At 71.2% G+C, this 26,903-nt stretch carries 21 protein-coding genes and 1 tRNA gene; 8 read left to right on the top strand and 14 right to left on the bottom strand.

Going from position 1 to position 26,903, the window contains the following annotated elements; genetic code table 11:
- Positions 1–202 precede the first annotated feature (202 nt).
- Positions 203–1,048 carry a fused MFS/spermidine synthase gene (locus ABGB01_RS24155; protein ID WP_347775821.1) on the bottom strand — a complete coding sequence of 282 codons (846 nt, stop codon included), beginning with the start codon at positions 1,046–1,048 and terminating at the stop codon, positions 203–205.
- A 42-nt stretch (positions 1,049–1,090) separates the two neighbouring features.
- Between ABGB01_RS24155 and ABGB01_RS24150 the strand changes: the two genes are divergently transcribed.
- The 4 genes from ABGB01_RS24150 (at position 1,091) to lat (ending at position 5,287) form a co-directional block, all read left to right on the top strand.
- Positions 1,091–2,608, top strand: a complete 1,518-nt coding sequence (locus tag ABGB01_RS24150; protein WP_347775820.1) for a penicillin-binding transpeptidase domain-containing protein — start codon at positions 1,091–1,093, stop codon at positions 2,606–2,608.
- 67 nt (positions 2,609–2,675) lie between these two features.
- A complete protein-coding gene (locus ABGB01_RS24145) occupies positions 2,676–3,323 on the top strand; it encodes a hemolysin III family protein (protein WP_347775819.1) in 648 nt (215 codons plus the stop codon).
- 121 nt (positions 3,324–3,444) lie between these two features.
- Positions 3,445–3,960 carry an HdeD family acid-resistance protein gene (locus ABGB01_RS24140; RefSeq protein ID WP_347775818.1) on the top strand — a complete coding sequence of 172 codons (516 nt, stop codon included), beginning with the start codon at positions 3,445–3,447 and terminating at the stop codon, positions 3,958–3,960.
- Between the two features lie 58 nt (positions 3,961–4,018).
- Positions 4,019–5,287: an L-lysine 6-transaminase gene (lat, locus tag ABGB01_RS24135; RefSeq protein WP_347775817.1), complete on the top strand. Its 1,269-nt coding sequence runs from the start codon at positions 4,019–4,021 to the stop codon at positions 5,285–5,287.
- 6 nt (positions 5,288–5,293) lie between these two features.
- Here the strand turns inward: lat and ABGB01_RS24130 are convergent, their stop codons facing one another.
- The 9 genes from ABGB01_RS24130 to ABGB01_RS24090 form a co-directional block, all read right to left on the bottom strand.
- Positions 5,294–6,514: an NAD(P)/FAD-dependent oxidoreductase gene (locus tag ABGB01_RS24130; RefSeq protein WP_347775816.1), complete on the bottom strand. Its 1,221-nt coding sequence runs from the start codon at positions 6,512–6,514 to the stop codon at positions 5,294–5,296.
- Positions 6,515–6,775: 261 nt separating this feature from the next.
- Positions 6,776–7,000, bottom strand: coding sequence for a helix-turn-helix transcriptional regulator (locus ABGB01_RS24125; protein WP_132601090.1), 225 nt, complete (start codon positions 6,998–7,000; stop codon positions 6,776–6,778).
- A gap of 158 nt (positions 7,001–7,158) precedes the next feature.
- Positions 7,159–7,231 (bottom strand) — tRNA-His (locus tag ABGB01_RS24120).
- Between the two features lie 67 nt (positions 7,232–7,298).
- Positions 7,299–7,892 (bottom strand): oligoribonuclease, encoded by a 594-nt coding sequence (gene orn, locus ABGB01_RS24115; protein ID WP_347775815.1) that lies wholly within the window; start codon positions 7,890–7,892, stop codon positions 7,299–7,301.
- 69 nt (positions 7,893–7,961) lie between these two features.
- Positions 7,962–9,095 carry a DUF2510 domain-containing protein gene (locus tag ABGB01_RS24110; protein WP_347775814.1) on the bottom strand — a complete coding sequence of 378 codons (1,134 nt, stop codon included), beginning with the start codon at positions 9,093–9,095 and terminating at the stop codon, positions 7,962–7,964.
- Between the two features lie 113 nt (positions 9,096–9,208).
- The gene (locus ABGB01_RS24105; RefSeq protein WP_347775813.1) at positions 9,209–10,567 is read right to left on the bottom strand and encodes a hypothetical protein; all 1,359 of its coding nucleotides are present in this window, start codon (positions 10,565–10,567) and stop codon (positions 9,209–9,211) included.
- A gap of 131 nt (positions 10,568–10,698) precedes the next feature.
- Positions 10,699–12,312 carry a protein kinase gene (locus ABGB01_RS24100; RefSeq protein ID WP_347775812.1) on the bottom strand — a complete coding sequence of 538 codons (1,614 nt, stop codon included), beginning with the start codon at positions 12,310–12,312 and terminating at the stop codon, positions 10,699–10,701.
- A gap of 107 nt (positions 12,313–12,419) precedes the next feature.
- Positions 12,420–14,834, bottom strand: a complete 2,415-nt coding sequence (locus ABGB01_RS24095; protein ID WP_347775811.1) for a protein kinase — start codon at positions 14,832–14,834, stop codon at positions 12,420–12,422.
- 84 nt (positions 14,835–14,918) lie between these two features.
- A complete protein-coding gene (locus ABGB01_RS24090) occupies positions 14,919–15,557 on the bottom strand; it encodes a pyridoxamine 5'-phosphate oxidase family protein (RefSeq protein WP_347775810.1) in 639 nt (212 codons plus the stop codon).
- 138 nt (positions 15,558–15,695) lie between these two features.
- Here ABGB01_RS24090 and ABGB01_RS24085 point away from each other — a divergent pair, with 138 nt between their 5' ends.
- Complete coding sequence (locus tag ABGB01_RS24085; protein ID WP_347775948.1) at positions 15,696–17,066, top strand: PLP-dependent aminotransferase family protein; 1,371 nt, start codon at positions 15,696–15,698, stop codon at positions 17,064–17,066.
- On the opposite strand, the gene ABGB01_RS24080 is transcribed toward ABGB01_RS24085, so the two are convergent.
- Both ABGB01_RS24080 and ABGB01_RS24075 read right to left on the bottom strand, forming a co-directional pair.
- Entirely contained in the window at positions 17,047–18,180 is a 1,134-nt protein-coding gene (locus ABGB01_RS24080; protein ID WP_347775809.1) for a DegT/DnrJ/EryC1/StrS family aminotransferase, read from the bottom strand. The two genes, ABGB01_RS24085 and ABGB01_RS24080, sit on opposite strands and share 20 nt — an antisense overlap.
- Positions 18,177–19,259 (bottom strand): GNAT family N-acetyltransferase, encoded by a 1,083-nt coding sequence (locus ABGB01_RS24075; protein ID WP_347775808.1) that lies wholly within the window; start codon positions 19,257–19,259, stop codon positions 18,177–18,179. The genes ABGB01_RS24080 and ABGB01_RS24075 overlap by 4 nt, the downstream gene beginning before the upstream one ends.
- Before the next feature lie 157 nt (positions 19,260–19,416).
- Here ABGB01_RS24075 and ABGB01_RS24070 point away from each other — a divergent pair, with 157 nt between their 5' ends.
- The 3 genes from ABGB01_RS24070 to ABGB01_RS24060 all read left to right on the top strand — a co-directional run bounded on the left by ABGB01_RS24070 (position 19,417) and on the right by ABGB01_RS24060 (position 22,779).
- The gene (locus ABGB01_RS24070) at positions 19,417–20,442 is read left to right on the top strand and encodes a phosphotransferase family protein (protein WP_347775807.1); all 1,026 of its coding nucleotides are present in this window, start codon (positions 19,417–19,419) and stop codon (positions 20,440–20,442) included.
- 90 nt (positions 20,443–20,532) lie between these two features.
- On the top strand, positions 20,533–21,285 hold the full coding sequence (locus ABGB01_RS24065; protein WP_347775806.1) for an SDR family oxidoreductase: 753 nt from the start codon (positions 20,533–20,535) through the stop codon (positions 21,283–21,285).
- A gap of 108 nt (positions 21,286–21,393) precedes the next feature.
- A complete protein-coding gene (locus ABGB01_RS24060; RefSeq protein WP_347775805.1) occupies positions 21,394–22,779 on the top strand; it encodes a xylan 1,4-beta-xylosidase in 1,386 nt (461 codons plus the stop codon).
- 37 nt (positions 22,780–22,816) lie between these two features.
- On the opposite strand, the gene ABGB01_RS24055 is transcribed toward ABGB01_RS24060, so the two are convergent.
- Together ABGB01_RS24055 and ABGB01_RS24050 are read right to left on the bottom strand one after the other, a co-directional pair.
- Positions 22,817–24,049: a DUF418 domain-containing protein gene (locus ABGB01_RS24055; RefSeq protein WP_347775804.1), complete on the bottom strand. Its 1,233-nt coding sequence runs from the start codon at positions 24,047–24,049 to the stop codon at positions 22,817–22,819.
- A 41-nt stretch (positions 24,050–24,090) separates the two neighbouring features.
- On the bottom strand, positions 24,091–26,331 hold the full coding sequence (locus ABGB01_RS24050; protein WP_347775803.1) for a hypothetical protein: 2,241 nt from the start codon (positions 26,329–26,331) through the stop codon (positions 24,091–24,093).
- Positions 26,332–26,903: the final 572 nt, after the last annotated feature.

The raw sequence follows: 26,903 nt of genomic DNA, 5'->3' as shown, positions 1-26,903 counted from the left end.
TGCGCGGCGCCGGCATGTCGATGACGGCCCCTTCGACCGCGACCCCGCCTGTTGTGCCGGTCATGGCTGTCTCCTCTGCTTCTCCGGCGATTTCACGTTGCTATCTAAGTGATATCACTTTTTTGACAAGAGGGCGAGAGGGATTTTCCGGGCACGCGTCGGCCACTCTCGAAGCGGGGCGTGCGGGCGGGGTGGTTAAGGATCAGCCGAAGACGGCGGGTGGGGGGACGGGCGCCAGGACGGAGTCGCCGTCGTTGATGGGGGCGGCCCCGGCGACGAAGTTGGTCAGCGCCTCGCCGTACACGCAGCGCGCCTGGGTCAGGCCCCCCGCCGCCCTCCGGCTCAGCAGGTCGAGCGGGAGCCCGGTGCGGGACGCGGCCACGATGAGGTTGCCGAAGCGGCGGCCGCGCATGATCCCCGGCTCGGCCATCAGGGCCACGTGGCCGAAGGCGGCCGTCACGGTGGCCAGCAGGCGCCGGGCGAACGCCAGCCCCTTGCCGTCGGCCAGGTTGATCAGCAGGGTGCCCGACGGGCGGAGGACGCGCGCGATGTCGCCCATGTACTCGGTCGTGGCCAGCTCCACCGGCATCGTCGCGCCGGAGAAGGCGTCGAGCACCACCAGGTCGGCGGAGGCGTCCCAGATCCTGGCGGTGCCCTCGCGGCCTCCCTCGACGATGACCTTCAGTTTGGGGACGGACCGGAGGTTCAGCTGCTCGCGTACGAGGTTGACCAGCAGGCCGTCGGGCTCGATCACGATGTGGCGGGAGCCGGGGCGGGTGGCGGCGACGTAACGGGGGATCGTGCAGGCGCCGCCGCCCACGTGCAGGCAGCTCAGCGGCCCTTCCGCCAGGAGGTCGATCACGTCCGCCATGAGCCGGACATACTCGAATTCCAGAAATGTCGGGTCTTGTAGGTCTACGTACGACTGAGGTACGCCATCCTTGGACAGCACCCAGCCGTCCTGCCTGTCCAGATCCCGGAGAAGTTCGATCTCGCCGAACGTCACCGGATAAAGGCCGGGCATCGGTTCCCGCTGTCCACGTGCCACGCTGATCCCTCCTGGGAGAACCGTATGCGACGAAGAAGACTGATGGTGCTCGTTGTCGCTCTTGTCGCGGTGTTAGGTGCGGGTGCGTTCGCCGTGATGGCGTCGAGCCGGGTCAGAGGTAGCGCGTCCGAGACCGCCGCGGCGTATTTCGCGGCGTGGCGCGAGGGCGACGTCCTGGACATGGTCCGCCTGGTGCACCAGCCGCCCTCCGACTTCTCCCAGCGGCACTACGCGCTCACGGAGGAGCTGCACGTCGAGTCCATCCAGCTCACTCCCGGCCAGGTGAAGAGCGCGGGAGGCGAGAGCGCCGAGGTGCCGTTCTCGGGGGTGCGCCGGCTCGCCGAGCTCGGGGCGTGGCCGTTCACCGGCGTGTTGCGGCTCGGCGTACGCGAGCGGGCCTGGAAGGTGTTGTGGACGCCCGAGACGCTGCACCCCCTGCTCAAGGACGGCGGCACGCTGGAGCTGGGCGAGATCGAGGCGTCGGCGGCCGAGCTGGTCACCAGAGAGGGCCACAAGATCCCCAACGACAGCTACGCGGAGGCGTACCTCGATCCGCTCAGACCCGAGTTCGAGACCGCCGGCCACGGCTGGGAGCTGGTGTCCAGGGTCCCGGGCCGGCCCGCCAGGCGGCTGCTGGCCCGCGCGCCCGAGGCGAACGTCGAGCGCACCACCCTGTCGCGCCCGGTCCAGGCGGCGGCCGCCAGGGCGCTGGACGGGGTGGACGACTCGGCGGTCATCGTCATCCGGCCGAGCACCGGCGAGATCCTGGCGCTGGCCGACCGCCTCAGGAACAACTACAGCGCCGTGCGGGATGTCTTCCCGCCCGGCTCCGTCTTCAAGACGATCACCGCCGCCGCGCTGCTGAAGTCGGGGCTCGACCCGTCGGCCCAGGTCGCGTGCCCCGGCACGTACACCATCCCGTTCCACCGCACCTTCCAGAACGACGGCCAGGTGGACCGCGGCGTCGTCAGCTTCACCGACGCGTTCGCCCACTCCTGCAACACGACCTTCGTCCAGCAGGCCACCACCAGGATCGACGCGGGCGCGCTGCGCGAGACCGCGGACCTGTGGGGGTTCGGCCGGCCCATCGCGACCGGCATCGGCGGGACCTGCGGCGCCATGCCCGACACCGACGATCCCGACATGCTCGCGGCGGACGCGATCGGCCAGGGAGAGGTGGTCGCCACCCCGCTGTGCATGGCCACGCTGGCCGCCGCCGTGCAGAGCGGCGTCTGGCGCTCGCCCAGGCTGCTGTCGAAGGAGCTGGTACGCCGCATCGACGGTCCGCCGCACGACGACGTGCCCCTGGACCAGGCGGTCGTGAGCGCGCTGCGCGACATGATGGCTGCCGTGGTCGATCACGGCACGGCCAGCGAGGCCGGGCTGCCCGAGGGCGTGGCGGGCAAGACGGGCACGGCCGAGGCCCTGGACGACGAGGGGTCGCACGGATGGTTCATCGGTTACCGCGATGACCTGGCCTTCTGCGTGTTCGTCCGGCATGGGGGATCGGGGCGCCGGGCGGCCGTCCCCATAGCGGCCCGGTTCCTCAACGGGTTGTGACCTCTGGGGCTCCCGCGGTGCGGGGCCGGCCGCGTGAGGGAACAAACCTACGGTACCGTAGGTTTCCATGACGACCCTCACCGTCAAGCCAAGGCTGCGGGGCTGGTTGCACACCGGAGCATTGCCCGTCACGCTGGTCGCGGGGTTCGTGCTCGTGGCGCTCGGCCCGACCCTGCAGGCCCGCCTGGCCTCCGCCGTCTACGCGATCACCTCGGCCCTGCTGTTCGGCATCTCGGCCACCTACCACCGCAGCACGCTCGGCCCTCGCCTGGCGGAGTTCCTGCGCAGGTTCGACCACGCCAACATCTATCTGATCATCGCCGGCACCTACACGCCCTTCGCCCTGCTGGCGCTCGACGGGGCGGTCAGGGTCGCGGTGCTCTCCGTCATCTGGGGCGGCGCGCTGGCCGGCGTGCTTTTCCGGGTGTTCTGGATGAACGCCCCGCGCTGGCTCTACACGGTCCTCTACCTGGCGCTGGGCTGGACCGCGATCTTCGTGATGCCGCAGTTGCTGCAGGGCGCGGGCGTGGCCGCCGTCGTGCTGGTGGCCGTCGGCGGCGTGTTCTACTCGGCCGGAGCCATCGTGTACGGCCTGCGCCGCCCCGACCCGGCGCCCCGCTGGTTCGGCTTCCACGAGGTCTTCCACGCCTGCACCATCGCCGCCTACCTGGTGCAGTACATCGCGGTCTCGATCGTGGTCTACTCGCACGGGTGAGCGCGGCGACCCGTGGCCGGCGCCGGCGGCCGGGTCACTGACATTTGACCCGGTGCTGGTCTGTTCTCAAGTGATTTTCGGAAAACAGACCAGTATGGGTGATATCGCAAGTTCGTGGTGGATGCTGCTGATCCGTGGCCTCGCGGCCATCGTCTTCGGCTTCCTGGCGCTCATCTGGCCGGGCATGACGCTGCTCGTGCTGGTGGTCTTCTTCGCCGCGTACGTCCTGGTGAACGGGGTGTTCGCGCTGCTGTCCGCCTTCCGCCACGGCGCCAGGTCGCGGGTCTGGCTGCTCATCTCCGGAATCGTCGGGATCCTGGCCGGCGTCGTGGCGTTCGCCTGGCCGGGGATCACCTCCATCGCCCTGCTCTACGTCGTGGCCTTCTGGGCCATCGTCTCCGGCGTCGCCGAGGTCATCGCCGGGATCCAGCTGCGCAAGGACATCGACAACGAGTGGATGCTCATCGTCGGCGGCATCCTGTCGGTGATCTTCGGCGTCCTGCTGCTCATCTGGCCGGGGGCGGGCCTGCTCAGCCTCGTCTGGCTCCTCGGCGCCTTCGCCATCCTGTATGGCATCGCCGAGATCGCCCTGGCGCTTCGCGTGAAGAACTTCACTTCCAGTCCACGTGTGCCGTAAATTTTATGTGTGAGAAGGCGTTCCTCGAAAGGAACGTACGACCCTACGTGGAGGCGCCATGGACGTGCACACCCGCCTTGCCCACCACCTGCTCGTCGACGGTTACCGCCTGGTGCTCGACCTGGAGCTCAGCCAGGGCTCCTGGCTCGTCGACGCCCGCGACGGCCGCCGCTACCTCGACTTCTACACCTTCTTCGCCTCCGCCCCCCTCGGCGTGAACCCGCCCTTCGACGCCGACTTCACCCAGCTCCTCGGCCAGGTCGCCCGCAACAAGCCGGCCAACCCCGACATCTACACCGAGCACCTCGCCGACTTCGTCGACACCTTCGTCCGCGTGCTCGGCGACCCCGCGCTCCCGCACCTGTTCTTCGTCGAGGGCGGCGCCCTCGCCGTCGAGAACGCCCTCAAGACCGCCTTCGACTGGAAGAGCCGCCGCAACGAGGCCGAGGGCCGCTCACGCGACCTCGGCACCAAGGTCCTGCACCTGACCAAGGCCTTCCACGGCCGCAGCGGCTACACCCTGAGCCTGACCAACACCGAGCCCGGCAAGACCGACCGGTTCCCCATGTTCGACTGGCCGCGCATCGACGTGCCCGCCATCCACTTCGGCGACGTCGAGGCGGCCGAGCAGCGCGCCCTCGCCCAGGCCAGGGAGGCGTTCGAACGCCACCCCCACGACATCGCCTGCTTCATCGCCGAGCCCATCCAGGGCGAAGGCGGCGACAACCACATGCGACCGGAGTTCCTCCAGGCCATGCAGCGCCTGTGCCACGAGTACGACGCCCTGTTCATCCTCGACGAGGTGCAGACCGGCGGCGGGACGACCGGTACGCCGTGGGCCTACCAGCAGCTCGGGCTGGAGCCCGACGTGGTGGCGTTCGCCAAGAAGGTCCAGGTCGGCGGGATCATGGCCGGTCGCAGGGTGGACGCGGTGCCGGACAACGTGTTCCAGCTGAGCGGCCGCATCAACTCCACCTGGGGCGGCGGCCTGGTGGACATGGTGCGCAGCCGGGGCATCCTCGAGATCGTCGAGCGCGACGGCCTGATCCAGCGCGCCGCTACCCTGGGCACCGTGCTGCTCGAACGCCTCACCAAGCTGGAGGCCGAGCACCCCGAGACCATGGCGAACGTGCGCGGCCGGGGCCTCATATGCGCGTTCGACCTGCCCGACAGGGCCGCCCGCGACGCCCTGGTGGCCAGGCTCAGGGAGGAGCAGGGGGTGGTGGTGCTGCCGTGCGGCCCCCGCTCCGTACGCCTCCGGCCGGCGCTGAACATCCTGGAGAGCGACATCGACCACGGCATGGCGGCCCTGGCCGCGGCGCTCTGAGCGCGGTCACTGCGTGACGCTGGTGGCAGTGCGGCGCGGCCCGAAGTAGCGCCAGAAGAAGTTGATCAGCACGTTGACCCGGTTGCGCCCGCCCAGCAGGTACGCCACGTGCACGAAGATCCACACCAGCCAGGCGGGCAGCCCGCGCATGGTCATCCCGTTGGACAGCTGGAGCACCGCCTCCGCCTTGCCGACGGTGGCCATGATGCCCGGGTCACGGTAGGAGAAGCGCCGCAGCGGCCTGCCGTGCGCGGCGGCCAGGATCTGCCGGCCCACGTGCTTGCCCATCTGGATCGCCGGCTGGGCGAGCTGGGGCAGCGGCTCCGGCTGCCCCGACAGGTCGCCGGCCACGAAGATCTCGGGGTGGTCGCGTACGTTCAGCGCCTCCGTCAGCGTGACCCGGCCGCCCTTGCCCTGCGGCAGGCCCCAGTCGGACACCTGCTTGGGCGCGGCGACGCCGAGCGCCCACACGGTCACGTCGCTCGGCAGCCGCGTGCCGTCCTCCAGTATTACCGCGTCCGGTTCCACGGACGCCACCGTCGCCCCCAGCCGCAGCTGCACCCCTCTCCTGCGCAGCGCCTCGGCCGCCGCGTCGCGCAGCCGCGGTTTGTACGGCGACAACACGAAGTCGAACCGCTCGACGAGCGTCACGCTGGTCTGGTCGAGGCGGACCTCCGGATGCGTCAGCGGCGTCGTGTGCCGGCGCAGCTCGGCCAGCGTGCCCGCCATCTCGACGCCGGTCGCGCCCGCGCCCACCACCACGACGTGCGTGCTCTGGCGCCGGCCCGCCGCGGTGTCCTCCAGGTAGTGCTGGAGCCGCCGGCGCAGCACCGCCGCGTCAGCGAGGGAGTAGATCGGCAGCGCGTTCTCCGGCGCGCCCGGCACGTTCAGCCAGTTGGTGGTGACGCCCGTGGCCAGCACGAGGTAGTCATAGTCGAGCCCGCTGCCGTCCTCGAACTCCACCCGCCGCTCCGCGGGCAGCACCTTGCTCACCGCCGCCCGGCGGGCCCGCACGTTCGGCCACCTGGCCGCGAACGTCCTGATCGGATAGGACACGTCGGCCGTGCCCATTCCCGCCGTGGCCACCTGGTAGAGCAGCGGCTGGAAGGTCGAGTAGGGGTTGCGGTCGACGAGCGTCACCAACGCGCCGCCCTTGGCCAGTTCCCGGGTCGCGTTCAGCCCGGCGAAGCCGGCTCCTACGACGATGACTCGTGGTCTCCTCGCCATGACAGGTCCTCTCCCCGCGAACGGCGTCATGCATCCCTATGGCACCGACAGCGGCTTTTAAACCACCACAGGGAGAAGAGCGCTCCCTCCCGGCGCCCGCCGGGGCGTGGCCTCAAGGAAACGGATCGGCCGAGGGCGGGTTCGACGGCGGGGAGCATGGGCGAGCCGCAGCCGTGCGGCGCGGCCGGTCAGGGAATCAGGGGCGCAGGGGGATGACCCACCGGTGAACCCGTTCCGGTGGGCGTTCCCGGGCGCGGGCGGCTATTTCTGGCGTGACTGCCACAACCCGATGGCGGTGACGCGTGAGCTGACGCCGAGCTTCGCGTAGATACGGTTGACGTGGTTTTTCACCGTTTTCTCGCTGAGGAACAGGCGCTGCGCGATCTGACCGTTGGACTGGCCAGTGGCGATCAGGTCCATGACCTCGGCTTCGCGTTTGCTCAGGGACGTGAACACGCTATCGAACGCTGCGTCGTCGACTCTCATCCGGCCTCCGGGGGCGCGCAGACGGTCAGATCGCCGATGGCCCCCGTGCTTCCGGCGTTAGCGGTAGACAGCGAGCATAACTCGCATTGTCAGGATTTGGGGGCGTTGTTGGAAGAAAACGACGACGGCCGGTCCCGAAGGACCGGCCGTTCGCACAGGGTGAGTGAAGGGACTTGAACCCTCGACATCCAGGACCACAACCTGGCGCTCTACCAGCTGAGCTACACCCACCATGGCCGCCGCTGCGCGGTGGCACAAGAAAAGTGTAGCGGTGTTCGGGAGTCTTTACGCCACTGGTTTAGTCGCCGACACGCTCGGCAAGCGTTCTCGCGGTGGCCGAATCGGGCCCGGGCTGGGCCACGAAGATCGCGGCGCGGTAGTAGCGAAGCTCCCTGATGCTCTCCTTGATATCCGCCAGAGCACGGTGTCCGCCCTGCTTTTCGGGGGCGGCGAAATAGACCCGGGGATACCACCGGCGGACCAGTTCCTTGATCGACGAAACGTCCACCATCCGGTAGTGCAAATAGGCGTCGACCCCGGGCATGTCGCGGGCGATGAACGTGCGGTCCGTGCCGATCGAGTTGCCGCACAACGGCGCCTTCTTCGGCTCGGGCACGTGGCGGCGGATGTAGTCGAGCACGAGCGACTCGGCCTCCGCCAGCGTCACGCCGCCCGGCAGCTCGGGCAGCAGCCCGGAGGCGGTGTGCATCTCGCGCACGACCTCCGACATCTGCTCCAGCGACTCTGGCGGCGGCTTGATGACCACGTCGACGCCTTCGTCCAGCTGCCGGAGCTCGCTGTCGGTGATGACGCACGCCACCTCGACGAGCGCGTCGCGCCCGAGGTCGAGCCCGGTCATCTCGCAGTCGATCCAGACCAGCAAGTCACTCATTCGCTCTCCTCGCACAGCGGCTCGGAGCAATCCGCCCGCTTGTTACCCCCACCAGCCTAGTGCCACCGGTCATGCGGGCTTGAGCGAGTCGAGGACGTCACCCACCACATCGGTGCCCAGATTGTCGGGAACGGAGACGTAGACGATGGCCGGCCGCCGGCCGTCGCCGCGGTCCATGAGCACGATAGCGCCGTTCTCCTTCTTCCACTTGTAGTCGTTCTCCTCCGACACCTTGCTGAAGTCGAGCTCGAACCGCAGGATCCAGGCGTCACTGTCGCCGATCTTCATCGCCTTGTCCTCGACGATCTTGCTCTCGTGCGCGAGCCGGTAGTACCTGCCGAAGTTCATGAAGACGGCCTTGGCCGTGTCACCCAGACCGGAGGCGCCGGTGTAGGGGTAGATCGGGTTGAGCACGCCCGCGTAGACGTTGCCGATCCAGTCGCCGTCGCCCTCATAGTTCTCGTGCGAGACCTTCTGCACTCCGCTCGACCACTTCTGCTGGGTGGGGTCGGGGCCGTTGATGGCGCCGGACTCCGGCACCGTCCAGTCATCGGGCGCCTCGAAGGAGACCCCGGCCTGCGGGTCGGTGACGCGGCCGCTCACCGGTTGCGGGAGCTCGACGGCGCCCTGGCTGGGCGGCGGCTGGTTCGACGGGGGATCGTTGGTGGGCGGCTCCGGCTGGAACGTGTCGGTAGGCGACGGGCCGGCCATGGGTTCGGTGCCGCCGCGGTTGACGAAGACGACGCCTCCGACGACGATCAGCGCGACCACCACGAGCGCCGCCAGCCCGCCGAACACCCATGGCATCGGGTTGCCCTGCTTGGGCGGCGGGCCGTGGCCGGGCCCAGGCAGCGGAACGCCGCCCCACTGCTGCGCGGGCGGTGCGGGCTGGCCGTAGGCCGACTGCCCGTACGTCGGCCCGCCGTACTGCAGCGTGGGGTTGGCCGGAGTCGCCGGCCAGCCAGGGTCCGGCTGCGGTCCGGAGCCGGGAGGCCGGGGTCCCGGACCCTGCGACGGGGGCTCGAAGCCGGGCGGCTGGAGATCGGGGCCGTGCGCCTGGGGCCCGGTGACCGGCTGCCGGGGGGCGTCGGCGGCCGGCTCCTGCGCATGGGTGGCGTCGGTCCACTGGCTGCCGTCCCACCAGCGCAGCCGGGGCTCTCCATAGGGGTCCGGGTACCACCCCGCGGGGGTCTGCGTGGTCATGTTCGCCAGATTAGTCCTCTCTCGCGTGAAACTCGGACTTCCTGGTACGGCGGCCGGCCCGGGACCGAGCCGGACACGGGAGTGAGAGCTCTCCTGGCAGCCGGCCCCTGCGCTCAGCACTTGTAGGTGAAGGTCGCCCTGCCCGATCGCACGGGGCCCGGCGTGAGGACGCGCAGCGTCGCCGTGGCCTTGACGGTGCTCCTCCCCTGCAGTTTCCAGCGCAGCGGCAGCGCGTACGACGTCTGGTCGGCCCTGGTGCGCAGCGTCCCCTTGACGATTTCCTCGTCCAGGCTCTTGCGCCATTCGAAGGCGATCTCGCCGGGCGCCCCGTTGGTGACCACCGTGCCGGTGACCAGGACGGAGCTGCCGCAGCCCTGGGTCTTCTCCGGCGCCGTCACCTCGACCGACGTGATCGCCAGCTCGGGTGTTCCGCCCAGCCTGTACCAGGCCAGGATCGCCCCCGCCATGACGGCGGCGAACACCGCGGTGGACAGGATCGTACGCCGGCGCCGGGCTCGCGAGGCCTTGTCCGCCTTCTCCGGGCGCGCGGCGGGTTTGCCGCGCCCGTCCCGCCAGATCCGCTCGGCCGTGGTCTGCGGGCGCTGCGGCTCCGTGCCCACTCCCGGCCCGAACTGCACGGGCCCAGGGGAACGGCCGGGCACGTGCAGGAGCGTGACGACGTCGCCCTCGTCCCGCGGCACGACCGGCGCCGGCGCGTACGCGGGCGGCTGCGCGAAGGCCGACCTGCCGCGGGCCGCCCGGGCCAGCGCGTCCCTGCTGATCGTGCCGCCGGGCAGCGCCGACCGTTCGGCCACCAGCGTGTCCCTGGCGGCGGCCAGGCCGAGCGTGGTGGCGGAGGTGGCGGCGCGGGTGAACAGCCCGGCGGCCTCCGGCGTGCTCTGCTCGCAGGAGGCGGCCAGCCCGCGCGCCAGGGACGCCCAGCCGGTCGCGTCCCGCTCGGGCGGGCAGGCCTGGCCGCGGACGGCGTCGGACAGGCCGCGTTCCGACAGCAGCGCGGCGCCCTCCGCGGTGATCACCACCGTGCGCGGATGCACGGCGCCGTGCGTGACCCCGGACGCGTGCAGCGCGAGCAGGGTCTGGGCGGTCTCCACCAGTAGGGCCGCCGCGCCGTCGGCGGGGATCGGTCCCGAGGCGAGCAGGTCGGCCACGGTGGGGCCGGCCGCCTGCGCGGTGAGCAGCCACACCTGGTCGCCGGTGGCCACGACGTCGGCCACCGGGATCAGCCCGGTGAGGCCGGCGAGCACGAGCCGCTGGTCGGTCATCACCGACTGGACGACCCGGTCGCGGACCCCGGGCAGTACGATGATCTTGGGATCGAACAGCAGCGCCCCGGCCCTGCGGCCGTCGGGGGAGATGGCATCGATCCAGTTGCCGAGCTCGGTCACCCAGGTGTGCTGGGTGAGCCGGAAGCCGGCGATTCCGTTACCGGGGCCGTTCGCAGGGTCGTCCATCGCCGTTACCCCCCGCCTGTGAGTGTCTAGCGCTTGCCTCTGTGGCGCCGCGCCTTGCGGCGCCGCACCGCAAGTGTGACCGGAAGCGTGCCCGTCGTCACGAGTCCGGTCGCGAACAGCAAGGCCTGCGCCTAACCCGAGGCGTCCTGCCGGGGCTGCTCCCCAGCGGTCGGCAGATCACCGGTGGGCCGGTCGTCGGTGGGGCGGTCGTCTCCCGGCTCGCTGCGCGGCGGTGTCCCGGGCTGTGGCGACTGCTCGCCTCCCGGCCCGTCGGAGGCGGGCGGTTGCGTGGGCTCGGTCGGCCGGTTCGTCGGGATGGTGAAGGTGGGCGCGGACGTCGGGGTGGGGTCGGGCGACGTCGACGGCGGCCGGTCACCGCCGGGCACGTGGACGTCGCCGCTCAGCCGCGGCCGCTCGGGGGTCGGCGTCGGGGTCGCGGTCGGCTTCGTGCTCTGCCGGGGGGTCCTGACCCGGGTCGGCGTGGGCCGGGGCTTCGGGGTGCGCGTCCGCGTGGCCGGGCGGCTGCTGGAGGGGGCGGGCGGCGCCGTGTCGCTCACGGTGGGAGCCGGCGTGGACGGCGTGGGCTCCGGCGTCCGGCTGGTCTCCTCCGGCGAGGGCGCCGGCTCCTCCTCCGTCATCGCGGGCTCCGGTGCCCCAGGCTCGGTCGTCGCCGGCGTGATCCGGGTGAGCTGCGCCTGCAACACCGGCTTGTCCTCGGCCGCGTTGACGAGGAGCACGATCGCGGCGACCAGCACGACGGCGGCGGTGGCGCCGATGGCGAGCTTGGCGGGCAACGTGCGCAGGAGGCGCGACGGGTCGCCGAAGCGGGTCTCGACCACCGTCGTGCCCGTCTCGGCCGGCTCGTCGAGCCCGGTCGGGAAGAACAGCACCAGCATGCCGGCCAGGGCGGCCAGGCGGCGGCGTCCGCGCTCTTCCCAGCCGGGGCCGTACGCCCCGGCCGCGACGGTCTCCAGCTCGGCCAGGAACGCCTCGGCCGACGACGGGCGCTCGGCCGGGTCCTTGGCCAGGCCGCGTTCGACCAGGCCGCGCAGGTGCTCGGGCACGTCGCCGACCGGCGGGGTGGCTCTCTGGTGCTGGTGGGCCAGCGCGGCCAGGTTGGCCGCGCGGAAGGGGCGGGAGCCGGTCAGGCACTCGAAGAAGACGACGGTGGCGGCGTAGACGTCGGTGGCGGGCCCCGCCGGAGCTCCCGACCACTGCTCGGGAGCCATGTACGGGGGCGTGCCCGCGGGGCTCGCACCCTGGCCAGTCCTGACCGCGATGCCGAAGTCCACCAGCTTGCTGGTGCCGTCGCTCTGGACCATGACGTTCTCGGGCTTGAAGTCACGGTGCACGACGCCGATCGCGTGGGCCGAGGCCAGACCCCTGAGCGATCCCTTGAGCACGGTCAGCGCCGCCTCGGGGCCCGTGGGGCCCTCGGACCTGATGAGCTCGCGCAGGGAGACCCCGTTGACGAGCTCCATGATGATCGCCGCGCCCTGGCCGCTCTCGACGTAGTCGATGAGGCGGGCGTGATAGGCGCTCTGCAGCGTGGCGAGCAGCCGGGCCTCGTGCCGGAAGCGGGCGACGAACCCGACGTCGGAGCGGAGCTCGTCGCTGAGGTATTTGATGGCCACCTCGGCGCCGTCGTAGTCGCGCCGGGCCAGGACCACGCGACCGGCGGCGCCCGCCCCGAGCTCACGAACCGCGGCATAGCCAGGGACCCCCCACTGTCCATCACCATGCATAGCGGTCTCCTCCGGAGTCGTACGGGCCCCCACCCTCATCAAACGGTCCGTAGCTTAACCAGAGGGAAGCATGATCCCGCTACTGATATCGCTAGATGTCAGCATTGTCACCTGATGGTGCCGGGCGACTCCGCGCTCGGGCTCCGGCTCGGCTCGTCCTCCGGCTCCTCCTTGGGGCATTCCGGCGTGCTTCCGGAGGCGCTGGAGCCGCCGTTGCCCGCCGCGGGCACGGTGGCGGCCGTCACCGTCCACGTCGAGCCGCAGCCCAGCTTGGCGGGGAAGCGCAGCGTTCTCGTGTACGACGTGTCGCCGGACAGGGTGACCGTCCGGGTGCCCAGGCGTTCGCCGCCGGCCGCGAACGAGACGGCCAGGCGTACCCGCTGGGTGTCCGACGTGGTCACCGCGACCGTCGCGGCCAGCCCGCCCTCGGACGCCGCGGCCCGCTGGACCGACACCCGCCGCACGGCCGGAGGGCAGGAGACCTGGGTCCGCGCGGAGGCCGTCCTGCCGCCCGCGCGCACGGTCACCGACAACGTCGCGCCGCACGGGCGTGACCGGAAGGTGTGGGCGAGCGAGCGGGTGTACGAGGTCCGGCCGGACAGGTTCGCGGAGCGGGTGGCGACCGGGTCCCCGTTGATCGCGAACTCGGCCAGTAAGGGGATCTCCGCCGTGCCGCTCGCGCTCACCCGCAGCCGGGCGGTCGCGGTGCGGCCTGGCGCGGCCGGCAGGCCGAGCGAGACGCGCAGGCCCGTCACCTCGGTCGGGCAGGGCGGCAGGGAGAACGTGCCCGACCCGGCGCCGCCGGCCGCGGCGGGAGACGTGGTGACGGTCAGCCGGAGCGTGCCGCCGCACGGGCGCTCTCCCATGGCCCAGGTGAGCGTGCGGGTGTACGACGTGGCGCCGCTCAGGCGTACGCGCTGGACATCGCCGTCCGTGCCGGGGGCCCGCCAGGTCGCGACGGCGACGACGGGGGCGGTGCCGCTGGTGCGCAGGGTGACCGTGCCGCGGGCGACCCCCTTCCCATCCACCGTGAGAGCGCCCACGCCGACCCGCAGCACCGACGTGGCCGGTGCGGACGTCGGCGTGGAGGTGCCGGTGGGCCCGCCCGGCGTGGACCCGGACGGGTCCGGGGTCCGTACCGGTGTGGTGGTCGCGCCGGGACTGCGCACGGGCGTCACGGGCGTCAGGGTCGCGCCGGGGGTTCGTACCGGTGTGGTGGCGCGAGGTGTCCGCGCCGGGCCGGTGGTCGCGGGCGGCGGGGCGCCGCTCTCCTCGGGCGTGCTCGCCTCCGCCGAGCTCGTCGGCGTGCTCTCCGGCGGCGTGCCGGTCGTGCTTTCCACGGGCGTCCCCGGGGTCGTCGCGGGCGTCGTCTCAGGCCCGCCGGAGACCGGTGCCGTCGAGAGCTCCGTCGGCGGCACCGCCGCAGCCGCGCCGATCTGCGCGGGGGGCTGCCGGTTGACCAGCACGACCGCCACCGTCACGGCCGTCGCCGCGGCCACGCTGGCGGTCACCACCACGCGGGCCGCCTTCGAGCGCATCCCGCGGAGCACCCTTGCACGGGCCGCTCCCGACCGCGTCCTCACGCGGCTCGCTTTGGAGCCCGCTCCGCGGAACACCGTCCTGGCCAGCGACGTGCCGACCTCTGGGGCGGGTGTTTCCGGCCGGGGCAGCAGCAGGGCGAGCAGCGCGACGAGCGCCGCCAGCCGCCGCCTGCCGCGCTCCTCCCAGTCGTCCCCGTACGCCGCCCTCGCGACGGCCTCCACCTCGGCCACGAACGCCGACGCGCTCGCCGGCCGCAGCGCCGGGTCCTTGGCCAGGCCGCGGCTGATCAGCCCGCGCACCGGCTCGGCGACGTCGTGGGCGGGCACCGGGGCGTACAGGTGCTGGTAGCCCAGCACGCTGGGCTCGGTGGACCGGTAGGGCCGGTGCCCGGTCAGGCACTCGAAGAAGACCGCCGTGGCCGCGTACACGTCGGTGGCGGGGGAGGCGGGCCGCTCCTCCCACAACTCGGGGGCCATGTAGGGAGGCGTGCCCTCGGTGCGCGCGACCGTGCCCTGGCGCACCGCGATGCCGAAGTCGACGAGCTTGCTCACCCCGTCGTCGCGGACGATGACGTTCTCCGGCTTGTAGTCCCGGTGCACCAGGCCGAGGGCGTGCGCCTTGGCCAGGCCGAGCAGCGAGCCCTTCAGCACGACGAGCGCCGCCTCCGGCCCGGTCGTGCCGTTCTCGCGCAACAGCGCCCGCAGCGACACGCCGTTGACCAGCTCCATCACGATGGCCGCGCCGTGAAGGTCCTGGATGTACTCCCACAGCGTCGCGATGTGCGGGTCGCGCAGCGTGATCAGCAGCCGCGCCTCCGACTGGAACCTGGCCAGCGCGGCGGGATCGTGCAGCAGCCGCGTCGACAGGTATTTGACGGCGACCTCGACGCCCGTCTCGTCATGGACGGCCAGCGTCACCCGCCCGCTGGCACCCTGCCCGAGCTGCTTGATCTCCGTGTAACCGGGGGCGCTCCACTGCATATGCCTCTCCCATCAGGGCCGGCCCACCTGATGAGACGTGTGATCAAGCACTCAGGTTTTCCAGGTGCGCCTGGCTTTATGGAACTACTCCCGAGAGAGGACGTGAACAGGTGCGGCGATACCTTCTGGGAGCACCGGATCGGGCTCCGGCTCGCCCCAGGACGTGACCAGGGGCACCAGCCCGGCCCACACGGGCAGCTCGTAGTCCTCGGGTTCGTCCTTGGGCGCGCCGCGCCGGATCTTGACCGACGCCTCCTCCAGTGACAGCGCGAGCACGGCCGTGGCGGCCAGCTCCTTGCGCGAGGGCAGTCGGGCGTAGTCCCACTGGCCGGGCGCGAGCTGCTCGGACAGCGCCCGCAGCGCCTCCATGCGCTCGTCGGGGTCGGTCACCAGCCTGGGGCGGCCGTAGATGATGGCCGAGCGGTAGTTGAAGGAGTGGTTGAAGATCGAGCGGGCGAGCACGATGCCGTCCAGGTGGGTCACCGTGACGCACACCTCGCTCCCGTCGCCGGCCCGCAGGGACCGCGCGCCGGTGGAGCCGTGCAGGTAGAGGGTCTCGCCGATGCGCCCGTAGCCGGTCGGCACGACCATGGGGTGGCCGTCGACGACCACCCCCAGGTGGCAGACCAGCCCGGTGTCCAGCACCTCGTAGAGATCGTTCCTGTCGGTGCTGCCGCGCTCTTTTGCGCGGCCGAGCGTGGTGCGCGAAGTGGTGGAGAGCATGGTTCGACCGTACGGGCGAAGTGGACCTATCCTGTAGGGCCACTATCGGCCCCTTCATAGAGACCACTTCCACCGGTGCACGCTTCGCCATCCACCGCGGGCCGTCGGCCGCAGCCTACCGCCCGCACCCACGTCGACCTGCCCGTATCCCTGTCGCGCGACTCGGCGGAGCCGCTCACGGCGCAGCTCGCCGGCTGGCTGCGCCGCGCCATGCTGGACGGCGCACTGGCGCCCGGCGAGCGGTTGCCGTCCACGCGGGCGCTGGCGGTGCAGCTGGCGGTGAGCAGGACCGTGGTCACCGAGGCCTACCAGCAGCTCTACGCCGAGGGCTGGCTGGACGGGCGGCACGGCTCCGGCACGTACGTGGCCGACATCGAGACGCCGCGGCCGCCCCAGGAGAGGCCGTCACAGGAGGCGCGCGTGTCCGCCGGGCCGCCGCTCACGGACGGCGGGATCGACCTCAGGCCGGGCCGGCCCTGGGTGCGCGACTACGACAGGGCGGCGTGGAAGCGGGCCTGGCGCAAGGCGGCCGACCTGCCGCCCGGCGGCTCGCCCGACCCCTGCGGCCTGCCGCGGCTGAGGGAGCTGCTCGCCGACCATCTGCGCCGCGCCAGAGGGATGGCCGTCGGCCCGGAGAACGTCCTGGTCACCCGGGGCACCGGCAACGGGCTCGACCTGTGCGCGATGGCGCTGCTCGGCACGGGCGCCAGAGCGGGGGTCGAGGACCCCGGCTATCACGTGGCGCGCACGGTCTTCGCGGCCAGGGGCGCGGAGGTGGTGCCGTGCCCGGTGGACGCCGACGGCGTCGTCGTCGACGGGCTGCCCCGCGACCTGCGCGTGCTCTACACCACGCCCGCCCACCAGTATCCGCTCGGCGGCCGGCTGCCGATCCCGCGCAGGGAACGCCTGCTGGCCTGGGCCAGGAGCACCGGCGCGACGATCGTCGAGGACGACTACGACGCCGAGTTCCGCTACGACGTCGCCCCGCTGCCCGCCCTCTACGGCCTCGACCCCGCGCGGGTGGTGCTCCTGGGCACGCTCTCCAAGATCCTCGCCCCTGACGTCGGGGTCGGCTGGCTGGTCGGCGACCCCGCGCTCGTCGAGCGGATCGCGGGGCTGCGCCACACGGTGGCCGACCGCACCAGCGGCCCCGTGCAGCAGGCCGTCGCCACCTTGCTGGAGCGCGGCGACCTCGACCGGCACCTGCGCAGGATGCGCCTGGAATACGCGCGCCGCCGGGCGCTGGTCGTCGACCTGCTCGGGCCCGTCTGCACGCTGCGGGGCGACACGGCAGGGCTGCACGTGCTGGCCGAGCTCCCCGAGGCCGTCGCGCCCGCGGTCGTCGCGCGGGCCAGGGAACACGGAGTCCTGCTCGACTCCATCGACCACCACCACCACGGTCGTTCCCGCCTGCACGGCCTGGTGATCGGGTACGGCTCCGCCTCGCTCGCCGACGTCCGGCGCGGCTGCCACATCCTGGCCGGCCTGATCAGGCGGACGACCGGCTGACCGGGCCCTCCGAGGGCTCCAGACGGCGCAGGACGGGCAGGGCGCGGGCGGCGTACAGCGGGTCGACGGGCAGCACGTGCCCGGCCCACCAGCGCGCGGGGCCGGGGTGCGGTGACGCCTCGGCGTAACCGGGCGCGTAGTCGTCGTACGGCGGGTCGTACAGGTAGCCCGTCGCCACCCCGTGCCGCTCCAGCTCGGCGATGGCCGCGTCCCTGTCGCGCACCAGCAGCGGCACGCGGAACAACGGCTGGTCCAGGTTGTCGCGCACGGCGGGAGCGACCGTGGGAAGCTCGGCCAGCCGCCGGACGCCCGCCAGGCGGCGGGCCCGCGTCCCGGGCACCTGGGCCAGCCGCCTCGACCGGTACCAGCGGACGAGCCGGCCCCGGTGACGGCGGTAGTCGTGCAGGTCGGCGCGGACCCAGGGGTCGAAGGGCGGCAGCGCGGGCGCCTGCTTGAGCGCCGCCCGCAGCCCGTCGGGATCGAGCGCGATCCGGTAGCCCTCGCGCGACTCGTGCAGGCCGAGGGCCCTGGAGAGGGCGAGCGCGGGGCGTACGAGGTTGGATCGGAGCGCCGCCTGGCGGGCCATGGACGTGGCCACGCTCATCAGGTCGGCGCGCAGCGAGCCGGGGGCCAGCAGCTCGTCGCGGGCGCGGGCCAGCGCCTTCATGTCCGACACGTTCTCGACGGCGAGCACGCCGCCCGAGCCGGCCCCGGCGTGTTTGGAGAGGCTGAAGACGCCCGCCTGGCCGAAGGTTCCCAGCGGCCGGCCGTCGACGTGGCTCTCCAGGGCGTGGGCCACGTCCTCGATGAGGATCTTGCCGGTGAGGGCGGAGACGCGGTCGGGCAGGCCGTACAGGTTGGTGGTCAGGACCGCGTCCACGCCGTCGAGATCCACCCGGGAGACGTCGATGTTGCCGTCACGGGGGGAGAGCGGGGCGATCACCGGCCGCAGCCCGGCCGCCAGCACCAGGAACAGGATCTCGTCGGCGGAGATGGGCGACATGAGCAGCCGCTGGCCGGGCAGGCACCAGTGGCGTAACGCCAGGTAGAGGCCGAGCCGGTTGGATGGAAGCGACAGACAGTGACGGCCCGTGCGCTCTGCGATCAACTTCATCCTTGTAGGACAGTACGCAGCTTTCCATATGTTTTCAACGCCTTGTCGGCCGTCTTGAGCAAGATCGGGTTGGCCATCACCGTGGCGCGCGTCTTGCGCGCGGGCACCCGGACCATCCAGTGCAGCCCCGCCGCCGCGCCGACCCTGGCCACCCTGCCCTCGGCCACCTGCAGCTCGCCGGTCTTGAGCTTGTCTTTGTACTCCTTCTGGCCCCGGCCCATGTCGATGACGCGGATGCCCGCCTCGGCGGCTCGCTCGGCCATCGCGAGATGGTGGATGAGGCCGGGGGAGTATTTCGCGAAGCGGGGGTCGTAGGCGGGGAACCAGCCGACCAGCGTGGTGCCGGTCCGCAGCCCGAAGTGCCCGGCCACCGGCTGGTCGTCGGCGTAGACCATGTCGAGCACCCCGGCGAAGCTCTCCGACCGGGTGGCCAGCAGCCGCTCGACCAGCTCCACGATCCACCGGTGGGAGAACCGGTCGGTGCGGCCCGTGCGGCGGTATTGGTCGGTCTTCCAGCCGAGCAGCGTACGCAGCGGCGCCATGTCGGCGCTCGCGTAGTCGTGGCGGATCTTCCCGACCTCGCGCTCCAGCTTGCGCGCCTTGGCCAGGGTTGATTTGTACGTCTTGCCGGAGTGCTGCCTCAGGAACTCGGTGTAGTGGTCGTAGCCGTCGCTCAGATCGATGATCGGCGACGGGTGCCGCTCGTGCCGGGATTCCAGCAGCGGCTGCCCTGCAACCAGGTGGTCGAACTCGTAGACCGACAGCCCGCAGTCCCTGATCAGCCGGCGGGGGTCGAGGTCGAGGTCCTTGACGTGGACAATGCCCTGCGCGTCGGTGAGCCCGGCGGCGACCGGCTTGCCGATGCCCAGCGGATGCCGCTCGAAGGGGAAGAATCCGACGATCTCCGGACCGTCGTGAAGCACGGCCACGCGGACGACGTCGCGGACCTCGCCCACCGTGATCGTGAACTCGGGGGACAGGAACGGGTTGTCGAAGACGGTGCCGGGCTCCTGCAGGCTCCGCCACCGATCGATCTCGGGCTCTCCCAGCTCACGAGGCAGGGCAAGGGTGACGCGCATGGGCTCCTACTGTGTGCAGCCACTCTCTGTCCAGCGTCCGGGCAGACGTATACCTCCCAGAATAAAGGATCTCGCGTCGTGCGAATCGCCGCTGGTCTGGAACGTTACGCAACTCCCAGCTGGCATTCAGCACAGAATGAGGTTCTATTGTGTGTTCATGACCGTACCTGGCATCGACCACCCCAGTCTGGTCGCGTGGATGGGCCGGAACGTGCCCGACGCGGGCGAGCCCCTGTCCGTCTCGCTGATCTCGGGTGGGCGGTCGAATCTGACGTATCTGGTCGAGGCCCGCGACCGCCGGTTGGTGCTGCGCCGGCCGCCGCTCGGCCATGTGCTGCCCACCGCCCACGACATGCGACGCGAGTTCCGGGTCATCTCCGCCCTCGCGCCGACGCCCGTGCCGGTGCCGGGTCCTGTCGCGTTCTGCGCCGACGAGGACGTGATCGGGGCGCCGTTCTACCTCATGGAATACGTGGCCGGCGCGGCCGTGCAAAATAGGGAACAGCTCGGCGACCACACGCCTGAGCAGGCGCGGCGGCTGTCGGAGCGGCTGGCCGAGGTGCTGGCGGCCATCCACGCCGTCGACTACCGCGCCGTCGGGCTCGCGGACTTCGGGCGGCCGGAGGGCTACATGGCCAGGCAGCTCGACCGGTGGTGCCAGCAGTGGGAGCGGTCGAAGACGTCGGAGTCGCCGGAATACCACCGGCTCGTCGGCCGGCTGCGGGAGCGGCTGCCCGCCGAGTCCGCCGGCACGCTGGTGCACGGCGACTACCGGCTCGACAACACGCTGATCAGGCTGGGGGAGCTCGAGATCGCGGCCGTGGTCGACTGGGAGATGTCCACCCTCGGCGATCCGCTGGCCGACCTGGGGCTCACGCTGACGTACTGGCACGACGCGGGGGACGACGAGCGGGCGGGGATCCCGGTGGCGGGCGACGTGACGGTGGCGCCCGGGTTCATGAACGCCTCCGAGTTCGCCAGCCACTACATCAAAACGTCAGGTCGGGATATCTCGGATCTTGGGTTCTATGTGGCTTTCGGTAACTTCAAGCTGGCGGTCATCGTGGAGGGTATCCACGCCCGCTTCCGGCAAGGTAAGACCGTGGGAGAGGGATTCGACCACATCGGCTCCGCCGTGCCCACGCTGATCGCCCGCGCCCACCGCATGCTCGACCGGCACTGAAGAAGCTCGGCCGGCGAACGACCGGCACTCGACCGCCGCTGAGACGCTCGACCAGCCTGGACCCCGGGCCTCGACCCCGCAAGGAGCGCCATGAGCACAGTTGCACTGATCACCGGAGCGGCCAGCGGCATCGGAGCCGCCGTGGCCCGCCGGCTCTCGGCCGGCGGCGTCAAATGCGTGCTCGTCGACCGCGACGGCGAGGGCGTGGAACGGCTGGGCAAGGAGGTCGACGGCGTGTGGCTGGCCGCCGACGTCAGCGAGGAGCAGGCCTCGCTCGAGGCCGTCGCGCTGGCCGAGCAGCGGTACGGCCGGCTCGACCTGGTCCACCTCAACGCCGGCGTCAGCGGGCGGGTGGACCTGGCCGACTTTGACGTCGAGCGCTACCGCCAGGTGGTCGGCGTGAACGTGGACGGCGTCGTCTTCGGCGTCAGGGCCAGTGTCCCGCTCCTCGCCCGTTCCGGCGGCGGCGCCATCGTGGCCACCTCGTCGCTGGCCGGGCTCGTGGCCTTCTCCGGCGACCCCGTCTACACGATGACCAAGCACGCCGTCGTCGGCCTGGTCAGGGCGCTGGCCGAGCCGCTGGCCGCCCAGAACATCTGCATCGGCGCCGTGTGCCCCGGCTTCACCGACACGCCGCTGGTCGCGGAGTCGCGGGAGGTGTTCGTCAACGCGGGCTTCCCGCTGCTCACCGCCGACGACGTGGCCGCCGCCGTCGAGTCCGCCTTCTACGCGGAAACCCCGGGCACCCTCCTCATCGTGCAGCCCGGTAGGCAGCCTGTGCCGTACCGTTATGCCGGGGTGCCCGGCCCCGCGGGCGGCCAGCGGCCACCACGCGTGGATTGACGGTAAGCGATCCGCAAGTGGAACGATTAGCGTCATTAAGGCTGGCCTACGCCCAGCCTTTCTGTATGTTCGTCCCCTTGTGGGCTCGTGAGGAATGAGGAGCGTTCAGTGATCCCGACCGATGGCCGTCATGCGCGCCGACGATCGCCCTGGCCCATAGCCCTTGGAGCCGGCATCCTCGCGGTCGTCCTCGTGGCGGGCATCATGGTCTACGCCTCGCTCAGGTCGCAGGGACGCAGCGAGTTCAACGGCCAGGTCGCCACGAAGGTGCCCACGGAGCCGGCTCCCCAACTGGAGGAGCCGCCCGCGCTGGCCAACTGGCCGCGCTGGGGCGTCACGCATACGCAGTTCAGCGCCGACAACGAGCCGGAACACGTCGTCGAGCAGGCCAGGGGCGTGCTCGGCAGGGTGCCCATGGTGCAGAACCAGCACATCATGGGCTGGGGCGTCGGCAACCCCGAGCCGAGCCCGGGGCAGTTCAACTTCCGCGACCTCGACCGGCGGCTGACCTTCATGTCGTCGTCGCGGGGACTGCCGGTGATCACGCTGTGCTGCGCGCCCGACTGGATGAAGGGCGGCAAGGCCGGGCGTACGGACTGGAGCAAGAACCACACCGTCGCCCCCGAACCCGAGCACTTCGACGACTTCGCCAAGCTCGCCGTCAGGGTCGCCAAGCAGTATCCGACCGTCAAGCACTACATGGTCTGGAACGAGTTCAAGGGTTTCTGGGATCCGGCCACCAACAAGTGGGACGCCAAGGGATACACCGAGCTGTACAACAAGGTCTACACGGCCCTGAAGAAGGTGAACAGCGACATCAAGATCGGCGGGCCGTACATCCCGATCGAGAGCAACGCGAGGAGCCAGGAGCCCTCCGAGCTCAGCGGCTCCTGGGGGACCGTCGACCAGCGCGCGCTCGACGCCATCCAGCACTGGATCGACAACAAGCAGGGCGCCGACTTCATCGTGGTCGACGGCGCGTCGATGACCAACGACAGGGGCAACATCCCCAACGACTTCGCGGCCCAGGCCAAGTTCGGCGCCATCACCTCGTGGCTGCGGCAGGAGAGCGGCGACCTGCCGGTGTGGTGGGCGGAGTGGTACGTCGAGCCGGAGAACTCCGGGTGGACGGAGGAGCAGCGCACCGCGGTGCAGGCGACGGCGCTGATGGAGTTCGCCGTCAGCGGCGTCACCACGGCGCTCTACTGGAACCCGCAGATGAAGGACGAAGGCGAGTGCCCCGGCTGCCTGTGGGCGCCGAAGGTGGGCGGCGAGATGCCGATGGCGGGCCTGCTGAGCGGATTCGCCAAGTGGTTTCCCGCCGGGGTCGAGGTCTCCAAGATCCGGACCTCCGACCAGCGGATCAAGGCCATCGGCCAGCAGCGCCAGAGCGTCATGGTGAACACCTCCGGCGAGGACGTCACCGCGACCGTCGACGGCAGGCAGGTCACCCTGCGGCCGTACGAGATCAGGTGGTCCGGCAGAGGCATGTGAGCATGCCGGCGCCTGCTGTGTTCCTCTCCCGGGTTCCTCATCGGTGACCGGGAAGGCGACGGCTCGCTCCGATCGGGCGGGCCGGCCTGGTCCCGTACGTCAGGTAACGCAGCAGCCACTCCACCGGCCCGTACCGGTGCCCGCTGAGCCACGAGCGGCTGTAGAGGACCTGGGCGGCGAAGATGCCCGCGACGATCAGCAGCTCCATCGGCGGGCTGACCCGGTCCACGAGCGCCAGCCCGTACCCCGTGAAGATCAGCGCGCAGATCAGCGACTGCGCCAGGTAGTTGGACAGCGCCATCCGGCCGGGCGCGGCCAGGGCTCGCCCGATGCGCGGCACGCGCGGCAGCAGCCGCAGGAACGTCGCCGCGTACGCGGCCGCCAGCAGCGGCGCCGTCGCCAGGTCCACCGCCTCGCCCCAGAACTTGTGCACCACGCCGGTCCAGGCGGACAGCGCGGCGAAAGACGCACCCGCCAGACCGGCGGTGAAGCCCGTCCACTGCAGCCTGCGCAGCGTTCTCGTGTGCGCGGACAGGTCGCGCAGGGCGCCTGACTTGCCGGCCGCCAGCCCGAGCAGGCACGCGGCCAGCACCGCCGGCCCCTGGAAGAGGACGCGCAGCACGATGATCAGCGACAGCTTCCTCAGGTGCTCCGACACGATCTGCCAGAAGCCCCCGCCCAGTGCCGTGTCCGACCTGGCGGCCTCGGCCGCGCCGTCCGTCATCGTGCCCGACAGATCCAGCCCCAGCGTGGCCAGCACGGCCGCCAGCACGAAGCCGAGCGCCAGCACCGCCGTCAGCGCGACGGCCAGCAGCACGGCCGTCCTGGGCCTGATCCGGTGGAGGAACAGCAGGACCAGGCCCACGGCGGCGTACGTCGTCAGGATGTCCCCGGGGAACAGCAGCACGGCGTGCGCCAGTCCGATCAGGAGCAGCCCGGCCAGCCGCCGCAGGAACATCGGCCGGAACGCGCGCCCCTGCCGCGCGGCCGAGTCGAGCTGGAGCGTGAAGCTGTAGCCGAACAGGAACGAGAACAGCAGGTAGAACTTGTTCTCGACGAACATCGTCACGAACCACCGCACGGCCCAGTCGAACGGCGAGTCGAAGGCGGGCTCCGCCAGCCCGGCCATCCGGTATCCGGAGGCCAGGAAGGCGATGTTGACGACGAGGATGCCCAGGAGCGAGAAGCCCCGCAACGCGTCGACGGAGACGATCCGTGCAGCAGCGGTACGTGCGTCCGGTCCGACGGGAAGTGCCCTCTGTGCCCTCATTGAGGGCATCATCCCGTAGAACCTTAGAGTTTCCTGGGAATTCAGTTATTTTGTGCGATGTAGATGAACCGCTCGATGATGACCGCGATGGCCACCACGAACGCCGGGGCCGCCAGGAACAACAGGCGTTTGCGCGTCTTGCGCGCCCGGTTGGGGCCGTTCAGGCGGATGATCTCGTAGCCGAGCAGCGCCACCCACGTCACGATCAGAGCCCCGATGCCCACCGGCGTCCACGGCGAGGTGGGGTCGCCGCGGCCCTTGTACGGCCGAGCCTCGGGGATCTCCGTCCCCCTGACGAATTTCTTCCAGGTGTAGAGCGCCGCGTCGTCGTTGGAGTACACCCGTTTCAGATGGGGCGAGGCGTCCAGCGCCGCGCGGAACTTCTCTCCCCAGTCCGCCGGATAACCCTCGTTGAGCTGCAGGTAGCTCACCTGGCCGGTGCTCACTATCAGGTACGAGTTACGCGGCTGCCCCTGCAGCGCCTTCACCGCGTCGGCGATCTTCGTCGGATCCTTGTGCACGAGCGCCTGCTCGTTGAAGGCGACCAACTCGACGTCGCGCTCGCCCCACGGCAGGGTCGGCGTGACCTCCGGCCCCAGCTTCGGCACCAGATAGAGCACCTTGGCGCTCGGCTTGTCGTGGTCGTAGACGTAGTGCAGGGCCGCCACCTCGCCGGTGGTGACCCGCTCGAACTTCTCGTTGCCGTACCTCGCCAGCAGGAACGCCATCGCGAACACCACCGCGAAGCACGCCGCGAGCACGACCGAGATCTTCCTGGTCAGCTCGGGGTTGAAGCGCACGTTCCGCTTGCGCAGCGGCACGGTCTCCTCGCGCACGTCGGCGCTGTCGGCCGGCAGGTTGGGGAAGAACGCGTACGCGGCCAGCAGGCACGCGCCGGGCAGCGCGAACATGTAGATGCGCAGCCCGATCTCGCCGCCGTAGTTCTGCAGCCCCAGCGCCAGCACGGGCACGCAGAGCAGGATCAGCGCCGACCTGTCGAACACCCCGCGCCGCAGCCTTCGGAACAACCCGGCCGCCGCCAGCCCGAGGATCACCACCAGGATGCCGAGGCGGGCCTGCAGCACCATCGCGTGGGCGGGGTCGGTGCCCTCGATCCGGTCGCCGGTGTTGCTGCGCAGGTTGGACAGGACGTTGCCCAGGCCACCGAAGATCGTGTCGATCTGGCTCGCCCAGAAGCCCACCGTCATGTAGCTGATCCAGGCCGCCACCACGAGCCCGAGGAAGAACGGCAGCCCCCACGTCAGCGAGGTCCGCTTCACCAGCAGGAACGCCGTCAGCACGCCGAGCATCATGAACGGCGTGATCTGGTGCGAGGCCACCGACGCGATGAACAGCGCCATCAACATCATCAGCATGAGCAGCCTGTCGGCCCGGTAGGTGCCGGTGTTGGCCAGTTCGCCCGGCGTCATCGCGTCCAGCCTGCCGAGCAGCCTGCGCAGGCCCTTCGGGGCGATCGGCCTGGTCCGCGGCTCGACCCGCCCGAACCATCGCAGCAGGATCGCCACGTACGCCAGATACAGGGCGAACGTGAAGCCCTGCGGCGAGAAGTAGTCCTGGCCGATCCACTGCGCCAGCACGAACAGCAGCGCCGCGAACCACCGCGCCCGCGTGGTCGCCACCACCTGGCGCAGGATCAGCACGAACGGCAGCAGGTAGAGCAGGTTCGACAGGAGCGGCGTCCACTGCAGGATCGTCGTCATGTCGCTGATGCCGGCGGCCTTCGTCACGAACGCGAACAACGCGAAGAAACCCGGCCAGCCCATGCGGGCGTCGATGTTGATCGCCGTCTCGCCCGTCCTGCTGATGAACTCGACGAAACCGGCATGAATGTACGCCGTGGGGAAACGCGGCTCACTCGCCACCAGCGACCCGACGCCGTGCAGGGCGAACGCGATGGCGGCGATCTGGAACAACAGCAGGAACTTGCGGTCGGTGCTCTGGGCGACCGTGACGAAGAACGACACGAGCATGATCAGGATCGCCAGGAACGCGGTGACCGGGAGCGCCGAGATCAGCCCAAGACCGTCGATGTCGGCCGGGTCCACACCTCGCAGCGGCCCCGGGGACACCTTGACGGCGAGGATGAACATGAGCAGGCCCTCGAGGACCAGCACCACGGGCAACCACCGGGGCGCGCTGGCGATCAGCGCGCTGAACCGGGCCCGCAACGTCTGCGGCTGCGCCGTCGCCCGCACCTGCGCGACCGGCCCCTGCGGCCCCTCCAGCGCCACACCCACGGGCGCCTGAGGCGCCACACCCACGGGCCCCTGAGGCGGCGCCCCGGGCGGTGCCCCGACGGCCGCGGACGGCGCTCCACTTCCCGCGTGAGGGCCTCCCGCCGCGGGGGGCACCGCGAGGTTCGGGTTGGTGTCGCGCGAGTCGTCCTCGGCGCCCGCGTTCCCGCCGAACGCCCCGGACCGCGCCCCACCGGGCGGCTGCTGCGCCTGCCCGGCCGGCTGCTGCGTGCCGGCGGCAGAACCACCACCCTGCGCAGGATGAGCCGACCCGCCCGCCTGCTGCGGATGGACGGTCTGGGGTCCGCTGGTGGGTTGTGGCCGGACGTCCTGAGGGCCGCCGGATTGCCCGGTCCCGGTTTTGGTGCTTTGTCCGTGCCCAGCCGCGCTGGCTTGCTCACGCCCGGTTGTCGTCGCGCCTGGGCCGACCTGCCCGATCGCGCGCGTCTTCTCGCTGTCGCCGACTTGCCGCGCTGCACCGGGCTCGTCGCGTCCACCGGCGGGTGCGCTGCCGCTGCCGCTGCCGGGCTTCGTCCCGTCGGACGTCTTCGACCCGCTGGAAGGTTTCGTACCGCCGGCAGGCTGCGCGGTGGCGGCGG

It is taken from the genome of Nonomuraea sp. B5E05 (assembly GCF_039880665.1).
GTDB lineage: Bacteria > Actinomycetota > Actinomycetes > Streptosporangiales > Streptosporangiaceae > Nonomuraea.
Note: the sequence above shows the minus strand (reverse complement) of the source record. Positions and strands in the feature narration are given on the sequence as shown.